Here is a 6,094-nt window from a genome sequence, read left to right as displayed (position 1 = left end):
GGGCCAGGACGTGCTCGATCTCGCCGAGCTCGACGCGCTGGCCACGGAGCTTGATCTGCCGGTCGGTGCGGCCGAGGTATTCGAGCTGCCCGTCGGGCCGCCGGCGGACCAGGTCACCGGTGGCGTACATGCGCCGGCCGGGGCGGCCGCTGTAGGGGTCGGGCAGGAAACGCTGCGCGGTGAGGCCGGGCCGGTTGAGGTAGCCGTGCGCCACGCCGGCGCCGGAGATGTAGAGCTCGCCGGAGATCCCGACGGGCACCGGCCGCAGGCGCTTGTTCAGCACGTAGGCGCGGTGATGGGGCAGGGCGGTGCCGATGGGCACGGTGCCGCGCAGGGGGGTGCCGGGGCACACGTAGTCGGTGCAGATCACGGTGGCCTCGGTGGGGCCGTAGCCGTTGTGCAGGGTGAGGCCGCGCCGTGACCAGCGGTTGGCCAGCTCCACGCCGAGCACGGCGCCGGCGCAGAGGATCACACGCAGCCGGCTGCCGTCGAGGTGTGCCGGGTCGAGCAGGGCCAGGATCGTCGGGGGGATGTAGGCGATCGTGACGTGCTCTTCCCGCAGGAGCGTGGTCAACGCCGCCGGGTCGGTGATGACGGTGAACGGAGCGCTGACGATCGTGGCACCGGCCAGAAGGGTGGCGAAGGTGTCGAAGATCGTGACGTCGAAGGCGGGGTTGGCCACCTGCGGGAGGACGTCGGCGGCGGTGATGCCGTGGTGCGCCACCGCGTTCCGGCAGTAGGTGTACGCCGACCGGTGCGAGACCAGGACCCCCTTGGGGGTGCCGGTGGAGCCGGAGGTGTAGATCACGTACGCCGGATCCTCCGGCCGGACGTCGACGTCCGGCACCACCTCCGGGTACCCGGCCGGCTCGGCCCGCCGCAACGGGTCGTCCAGAACCCAGGTCACGGTGCCGGGGGCCACCTCCGCGGCCAGACCGGCGAGATCGGAGGTGGTCAGCACCAACGGCGCCGCGGCGTCGCCGACCTGGAAAGCCAGCCGAGCCACCGGATTACGCGGATCCAGCGGCATCCACGCCGCCCCGCTCATCGACACCGCCAGCTGCGCCACGAGCAGTTCCGGCCCGCGCTCCAGCAGCAACGCCACCACCCGGCCCGGCCCCACCCCCGCATGCCGCAACGCGTGCGCCAGCCGGCCCGCGCACCGCTCCAGCCCGCCATAGGTCAGCTCGACCGGCGGCCCCGCACCCACGAACCGGAACGCGACACGACCCGCGTCATGCCCGGCCACGACCTGATGCAGCAGCCCCGAGGTACCGACCGCACCGGCGACGACGGTGCGCACCGCTACACCCCTCCCTCTGGCCCGATGGCGGCCGTGTCCCCCGCGTTCCAGGCGTGCAACACCTGCCGGCGTTCACTGCTCGACATGATGTCGACGTCCTCGGCGACGGCACCGGGGTCGGCCAGGCCATTGGCCAGCGCCGCGACGTAATGATCGAGAAGACGTTCCATACGATCGGCGTCGAACAACTCGGTGGAGTACTCCATCGACACCCACATGCCGTCCGGAGCGTCCATGATCTCGATTCCGATGTCGAACCGCGCGGAACGGTTGGCCGCGTCCAGAGGTTCGGCGGAGACGTCGCCGAGCGCGAGGTCGGCCTGGTTGTCGGCGGGCTGCAGCGTCAGGCTGATCTGGAACAGGGGGTTGCGTCCGGCGACCCGCTCGGGCTGGAGCGCGTCGACGATCACTCCGAACGGCACATCCTGAGCGGCGCCGGCGTTCAGCACCGTCTCATGGCACCGGCGGACGACCTCGGCGAACGTGGGCTCGCCGCTCAGATCCGTGCGCAGCACCACGGTGTTGGCGAAGAAACCGACGATGCGCTCCATCTCCGGCCGGGTACGACCCGAGAAGATCGACCCCACGACGAGGTCCTCCTGCCCGGTGTACCGGTGCAGCACCGTCAGCAGTGCCGCGTGCGACACCGCCAGGAACGACACCTGGTGGGTTCGCGCGTACGCGCGCGCCGCCGCGGCGGTGTCCCCGGGCACCCGGCGGTTGACGGCCGCGCCGGCGCCGGTGGGTTGTGCCGGACGCGGCCGGTCCGCCGGGAGGTCCAGCGTCGGCAGACCGGCCAGGGCCTCACGCCAGTACGCCAGCCGGCGTTCCATCTCGCCGCCGTCGAGCCGGTCACGCTGCCACACGGCGTGGTCCCCCGGTTGCAGGTACACCTCCGGCAAAGCCGTCCCCCGCATGCCGCGCTCGGCGGCGTACGCCAGGGAGAGCTCGTCGGCCAGCATCCGCAGTGACCAGCCGTCGGCGACGATGTGATGGACCACCAGCACCAGCACATGCTCGTCCGGCCCCAGCCGGGCCACCGCCGCGCGGAACAACGACCCGGCCGCCAGATCGAACGGCCGTGTCATCCACTCGCTCACCCACGACTCGACGCCTTCGGCCTGGACAGGCTCCACCGGCAGCGCGACCGCCGCCGGCGGCGGATCGACCACCTGCCGCGGCAGGCCCTTCTCTTCGACGAACCTCGTGCGCAGCGCCTCGTGCCGCGCCACCAGGGTGAGCAGGGCACGCTCCAGCGCCGGCACGTCGAGCCCGCCGCGTAGCGTCAAGGCGAACGACAGGTGGTACATCGACGTCGGGCCCAGGCGCTGGAGGAGCCAGAGCCCTTCCTGCTGCGGCGTGCACGGCAGCGTGCCGTCCCGCGCCACCGGCACGATCGGCTTCTGCGCGGGGGCCGCCTCGGACTCGTCGAGCCGTGCGGCCAGATCCGCGAGGGCCGGTTCGGTGAACAGCTGGTGCAGGTCGAGTTCGACGCACAGGTGTTCGCGGACGCGGGCGGCGAGCTGGGTGCCGTGCAGGGAGGTGCCGCCGAGATCGAAGAAGTTGTCGTCCGCGCCGACGCGTTCCACCTTCAGCAGCTCCCGCCAGGTCGCGGCGAGCCAGCGTTCGGTGCCTGTGCGCGGCGGGACGTAGTCCTTGATGTCCGGCGTCGGGGCCGGGAGCCCGGCGAGGTCGAGTTTGCCGTTCGGGTTCAACGGCAGCTCGCGCAGTGCGATCCACGCGGTGGGGATCATGTACGTGGGAAGGACGCGTGCCAGGTGCTCCCGCAGCTCGGCGGGGTCCGGGTCGTCGTGGCCAGGCTCGGGGACCACGTACGCGGCGAGGTAGGAGTCGTCGCGCAGGATCACGGCGCAGTGCCGGACGGCGGGATGCCGGGCCAGGACGTGCTCGATCTCGCCGAGCTCGACACGCTGGCCACGGAGCTTGATCTGCCGGTCGGTGCGGCCGAGGTATTCGAGCTGTCCGTCGGGCCGCCAGCGCACCAGGTCGCCGGTGGCGTACATGCGCTCCCCGGGCTGCCCGCCGTAGGGGTCGGGCAGGAAACGCTCCGCGGTGAGCCCTGACCGGTTGAGGTAGCCGTGCGCCAGGCCGGCGCCGGAGATGTAGAGCTGGCCCGCCACCCCCACCGGCACGGGCCGCAGGCGCTTGTTGAGCACGTAGGCGCGGTGGTGGGGCAGGGCGGTGCCGATGGGCACGGTGCCGTGCAGGGGGGTGCCGGGGCACACGTAGTTGGTGCAGATCACGGTGGCCTCGGTGGGGCCGTAGCCGTTGTGCAGGGTGAGGCCGGGCCGGGACCAGCGGTTGGCCAGTTCCACGCCGAGCACGGCGCCGATGCACAGGATCGCGCGCAGCCGGCCGTGGCTCAGTCGCGCCGGGTCGAGCAGGGCCAGGACCGCCGGGGGGATGTAGGCGACCGTGACGTGCTCTTCCCGCAACAGCGTGGTCAGCGCGGCCGGGTCGGTGATGACGGCGGACGGAGCGCTGACGATGGTCCCGCCGGCCAGCAGGGTGGCGAAGGTGTCGAAGATCGTGACGTCGAAGGCGGGGTTGGCCACCTGCGACAGGACGTCGGCGGCGGTGACGCCGAGCTGTTCGACCGCGTTCTGGCAGTAGGTGTACGCCGACCGGTGCGAGACCAGGACCCCTTTGGGGGTGCCGGTGGAGCCGGAGGTGTACATCAGATACGCCGGGTCGTCCGGCCGGACGTCGACATCCGGCGTGGTCTCCGGATGACCACCGAGACACGCCTGGCGTGTCGGGTCGTCCAGGACCCAGGTCGCGGTGCCGGGGGCCACCTCCGCGGCCAGTCCGGCCAGATCGGAGGTGGTCAGCACCAACGGAGCCGCGGCGTCGCCGACCTGGAAGGCCAGCCGGGCCGGTGGATTACGCGGATCCAGCGGCATCCACGCCGCCCCGCTCATCGACACCGCCAGCTGCGCCACGAGCAGATCCGGCCCGCGCTCCAGCAGCAACGCCACCACCCGGCCCGGCCCCACACCCACCTGCCGCAACGCGTGCGCCAGCCGACCGGCACGCCTGCCGAGGCCGCCGTAGGTCAGCTCGACCGGCGGCCCCGAACCCACGAACCGGAACGCGACACGGCCCGCGTCGTGCCCGGCCACGACCTGATGCAGCAGCCCCGAGGTACCGACCGCACCGGCGACGACGGTGTGCACGGCTACACCCCTCCCTCTGGCCCGAGCACGGCGGCATCCGCCGGGTTCCAGGCATGCAGCACCTGGTGGCGTTCACTGCTCGACATGATGTCGACGTCCTCGGCGACGGCACCGGGGTCGGCCAGGCCGTTGGCCAGCGCCGCGACGTAATGATCGAGAAGACGTTCGACGCGATCGGCGTCGAACAACTCGGTGGAGTACTCCACCACCAGATCCAGGCCGTCACCTTTGCGGTCGATCACGTCGATCGCGAGGTCGAACCGCGCGGAGCGGTTGGCCGTGTCCAGGGGTTCGGCGGAGACGTCGCCGAGCGTCAGGTCGGCCTGGTTGTCGGCGGGTTGCAGGGTGAGGCTGATCTGGAACAGGGGGTTTCGTCCGGTGACCCGCTCGGGCTGGAGCGCGTCGACGATCACTCCGAACGGCACATCCTGAGCGGCGGTGGCGTTCAGGACCGTCTCGTGACAGCGGCCGACGACCTCGGCGAACGTGGGCTCCCCACCCAGGTCGGTGCGCAGCACCACGGTGTTGGCGAAGAAACCGACGAGAGGCTCGATCTCCGGCCGGGTACGACCCGAGAAGATCGACCCCACGACGAGGTCCTCCTGCCCGGTGTACCGGTGCAGCACCGTCAGCAGCGCCGCCTGCAACACCGCCAGGAACGACACCTGGTGCGTCCGCGCGTACCCGCGCGCCGCCGCCGCGGTGCCGGCCGGCACCTGGCGGTCGGCCGCGGCGCCGGCACCGGTCGGGTCGGCCGGACGCGGCCGATCGGCCGGGAAGTCCAGTGCGGGCAGATCGGCCAGAGCCTCCCGCCAGTAACCCATCTGCCGGTCCATCTCGGCGCCGTCGAGCCAGCCACGCTGCCACACCGCGTGGTCGACCGGTTGCAGGTACATCGCCGGCAGGTCCATCCCGCGCACCCCGCGCTCGGTGGCGTACAGGGCGCCGAGTTCCTCGGCCAGGATCTTGGCCGACCAGCCGTCGGCGACGATGTGGTGAACCGCCAGCACCAGCGCGTACTCCTGCGGCCCGAGCTCCCCCAGCGCCGCGCGGAACAGCGACCCGGCCGCCAGATCGAACGGCCGCGTCGTCCACCCGGTCACCCACGACGCGGCCTCTTCGGCCTTGACGCTCTCCACCGGCAGCGAGACCGCCGGCGGCGGCGGGTCGATCACCTGCCGGGGCAGGCCGTCGTCCTCGACGAACCTGGTGCGCAGCGCCTCGTGCCGCACGATCAAGGCGAGCAGGGCCCGTTCCAGCGCGGGGACGTCGAGCGGGCCGCGTAGTGCCAGGGCGAACGCGATGTGGTACGTCGACGACGACGGATCCATGGATTGCAGCAGCCAGAGCCCCTCCTGCTGCGGCGTGCACGGCAGCGCGCCGCCCCGCGCCACCGGCACGATCGGCTTCTGCGCGGGGGCCACCTCGGACTCGTCGAGCCGCGTGGCCAGATCCGCGAGCACCGGATTGGTGAACAGGTGACGCAGATCGAGCTCCACGCGCAGGTGTTCGCGGATGCGGGCGGCGAGCTGGCTGCCGTGCAGGGAGTTGCCGCCGAGGTCGAAGAAGTTGTCGTCGGCGCCGACGTTTTTCA

Annotated in this window: 3 protein-coding genes; all 3 read right to left on the bottom strand. The window is 72.0% G+C overall.

Features of this window, described 5'->3' with window-relative positions; genetic code table 11:
* Positions 1 to 1,303 (bottom strand): amino acid adenylation domain-containing protein (locus tag ACFP1K_RS40770; protein WP_380763910.1); only part of this gene is annotated, 1,303 nt, incomplete at its 3' end.
* A gap of 2 nt (positions 1,304 to 1,305) precedes the next feature.
* Positions 1,306 to 4,500, bottom strand: coding sequence for an amino acid adenylation domain-containing protein (locus ACFP1K_RS40765; protein WP_380763908.1), 3,195 nt, complete (start codon positions 4,498 to 4,500; stop codon positions 1,306 to 1,308).
* Positions 4,501 to 4,502: 2 nt separating this feature from the next.
* A partial coding sequence (locus tag ACFP1K_RS40760) for a condensation domain-containing protein (RefSeq protein ID WP_380763906.1) occupies positions 4,503 to 6,094 on the bottom strand: 1,592 nt, incomplete at its 5' end.

The sequence above is a fragment of the Sphaerisporangium aureirubrum genome (assembly GCF_042658925.1).
GTDB classification, from domain to species: domain Bacteria; phylum Actinomycetota; class Actinomycetes; order Streptosporangiales; family Streptosporangiaceae; genus Sphaerisporangium; species Sphaerisporangium aureirubrum.
This window is presented reverse-complemented; position numbering and strand designations above follow the sequence as displayed.